Raw genomic sequence first — 3,311 nt, forward strand, 5'->3', positions numbered from 1 at the left:
GACGATGACCTACTCTCACATGGGGAAACCCCACACTACCATCGGCGATGCATCGTTTCACTACTGAGTTCGGGATGGGATCAGGTGGTTCCAATGCTCTATGGTCGTCAAGAAATTCTGTAGCCAGAATGTCCAGATGGACAGCCCAGCGAATTCGGATATGCGATAGTTGTGATGTTGCGAACTTTCGGTTCTTTCGTCTTCACCACCACAATCTGCAGAAGCAAATTGCTTGGGTGTTATATGGTCAAGCCTCACGGGCAATTAGTATTGGTTAGCTCAACGCCTCACAGCGCTTACACACCCAACCTATCAACGTCGTAGTCTTCGACGGCCCTTTAGGGGATTCAAGATCCCAGTGAGATCTCATCTTGAGGCAAGTTTCCCGCTTAGATGCTTTCAGCGGTTATCTCTTCCGAACATAGCTACCCGGCAATGCCACTGGCGTGACAACCGGAACACCAGAGGTTCGTCCACTCCGGTCCTCTCGTACTAGGAGCAGCCCCTCTCAAATCTCAAACGTCCACGGCAGATAGGGACCGAACTGTCTCACGACGTTCTAAACCCAGCTCGCGTACCACTTTAAATGGCGAACAGCCATACCCTTGGGACCGGCTTCAGCCCCAGGATGTGATGAGCCGACATCGAGGTGCCAAACACCGCCGTCGATATGAACTCTTGGGCGGTATCAGCCTGTTATCCCCGGAGTACCTTTTATCCGTTGAGCGATGGCCCTTCCATACAGAACCACCGGATCACTAAGACCTACTTTCGTACCTGCTCGACGTGTTTGTCTCGCAGTCAAGCGCGCTTTTGCCTTTATACTCTACGACCGATTTCCGACCGGTCTGAGCGCACCTTCGTACTCCTCCGTTACTCTTTGGGAGGAGACCGCCCCAGTCAAACTACCCACCATACACTGTCCTCGATCCGGATAACGGACCTGAGTTAGAACCTCAAAGTTGCCAGGGTGGTATTTCAAGGATGGCTCCATGAGAACTGGCGTCCCCACTTCAAAGCCTCCCACCTATCCTACACAAGCAAATTCAAAGTCCAGTGCAAAGCTATAGTAAAGGTTCACGGGGTCTTTCCGTCTAGCCGCGGATACACTGCATCTTCACAGCGATTTCAATTTCACTGAGTCTCGGGTGGAGACAGCGCCGCCATCGTTACGCCATTCGTGCAGGTCGGAACTTACCCGACAAGGAATTTCGCTACCTTAGGACCGTTATAGTTACGGCCGCCGTTTACCGGGGCTTCGATCAAGAGCTTCGCTTGCGCTAACCCCATCAATTAACCTTCCGGCACCGGGCAGGCGTCACACCCTATACGTCCACTTTCGTGTTTGCAGAGTGCTGTGTTTTTAATAAACAGTCGCAGCGGCCTGGTATCTTCGACCGGCATGAGCTTACGGAGCAAGTCCTTCACCCTCACCGGCGCACCTTCTCCCGAAGTTACGGTGCCATTTTGCCTAGTTCCTTCACCCGAGTTCTCTCAAGCGCCTTGGTATTCTCTACCTAACCACCTGTGTCGGTTTGGGGTACGGTTCCCAGTTATCTGAAGCTTAGGAGCTTTTCTTGGAAGCATGGCATCAACCACTTCGTCGCCTAAAGGCAACTCGTCATCAGCTCTCGGCTTTGAGATCCCGGATTTGCCTAAGATCTCAGCCTACCACCTTAAACTTGGACAACCAACGCCAAGCTGGCCTAGCCTTCTCCGTCCCTCCATCGCAATAACTGGAAGTACAGGAATATTAACCTGTTTTCCATCGACTACGCTTTTCAGCCTCGCCTTAGGGACCGACTAACCCTGCGTCGATTAACGTTGCGCAGGAAACCTTGGTCTTTCGGCGTGCGAGTTTTTCACTCGCATTGTCGTTACTCATGTCAGCATTCGCACTTCTGATACCTCCAGCAAGCTTCTCAACTCACCTTCACAGGCTTACAGAACGCTCCTCTACCGCATCACCAAAGGTGATACCCGTAGCTTCGGTGCATGGTTTGAGCCCCGTTACATCTTCCGCGCAGGCCGACTCGACTAGTGAGCTATTACGCTTTCTTTAAAGGGTGGCTGCTTCTAAGCCAACCTCCTAGCTGTCTAAGCCTTCCCACATCGTTTCCCACTTAACCATGACTTTGGGACCTTAGCTGACGGTCTGGGTTGTTTCCCTTTTCACGACGGACGTTAGCACCCGCCGTGTGTCTCCCATGCTCGGCACTTGTAGGTATTCGGAGTTTGCATCGGTTTGGTAAGTCGGGATGACCCCCTAGCCGAAACAGTGCTCTACCCCCTACAGTGATACATGAGGCGCTACCTAAATAGCTTTCGAGGAGAACCAGCTATCTCCGAGCTTGATTAGCCTTTCACTCCGATCCACAGGTCATCCGCTAACTTTTCAACGGTAGTCGGTTCGGTCCTCCAGTCAGTGTTACCTAACCTTCAACCTGCCCATGGATAGATCGCCCGGTTTCGGGTCTATACCCAGCGACTAAACGCCCTATTAAGACTCGCTTTCGCTACGCCTCCCCTATTCGGTTAAGCTCGCCACTGAATATAAGTCGCTGACCCATTATACAAAAGGTACGCAGTCACCTAACAAAGTAGGCTCCCACTGCTTGTACGCATACGGTTTCAGGATCTATTTCACTCCCCTCTCCGGGGTTCTTTTCGCCTTTCCCTCACGGTACTGGTTCACTATCGGTCAGTCAGTAGTATTTAGCCTTGGAGGATGGTCCCCCCATGTTCAGACAAAGTTTCTCGTGCTCCGTCCTACTCGATTTCATTGATAAGAGATTTTCGTGTACGGGGCTATCACCCACTATGGCCGCACTTTCCAGAGCGTTCCACTAATCTCAAACCAACTTAAGGGCTGGTCCCCGTTCGCTCGCCACTACTAAGGGAATCTCGGTTGATTTCTTTTCCTCAGGGTACTTAGATGTTTCAGTTCCCCTGGTTCGCCTCTTGCACCTATGTATTCAGTACAAGATACTCAGCTTATGCTGAGTGGGTTCCCCCATTCAGAGATCTCTGGATCACAGTCTGTTTGCCGACTCCCCAAAGCTTATCGCAGGCTACCACGTCTTTCATCGCCTCTGACTGCCAAGGCATCCACCGTATGCGCTTCTTCACTTGACCATATAACCCCAAGCAATCTGGTTATACTGTGAAGACGACATTCGCCGAAAATTCGCATGTTGCTCTTTCGAGCAGAACTCACAAATTTTACCTTAGCCTGATCCACCAGCAGTGAAACTGGTGTTCAGTCTATTTCTATCACATATCCGAATTTTTAAAGAACGATCTGACAAAAG

2 rRNA genes are annotated in these 3,311 nt (G+C 51.1%); both read right to left on the reverse strand.

Annotation, left to right across the window (positions count from 1 at the left end):
• A 5S ribosomal RNA gene (gene rrf, locus BLX42_RS23445) occupies positions 1-112 on the reverse strand; the annotation flags it as partial.
• Between the two features lie 131 nt (positions 113-243).
• Positions 244-3,135 (reverse strand): 23S ribosomal RNA (locus BLX42_RS23450).
• Positions 3,136-3,311: the final 176 nt, after the last annotated feature.

The sequence above is a fragment of the Pseudomonas sp. SG-MS2 genome (assembly GCF_009933855.1).
GTDB classification, from domain to species: domain Bacteria; phylum Pseudomonadota; class Gammaproteobacteria; order Pseudomonadales; family Pseudomonadaceae; genus Aquipseudomonas; species Aquipseudomonas putida_E.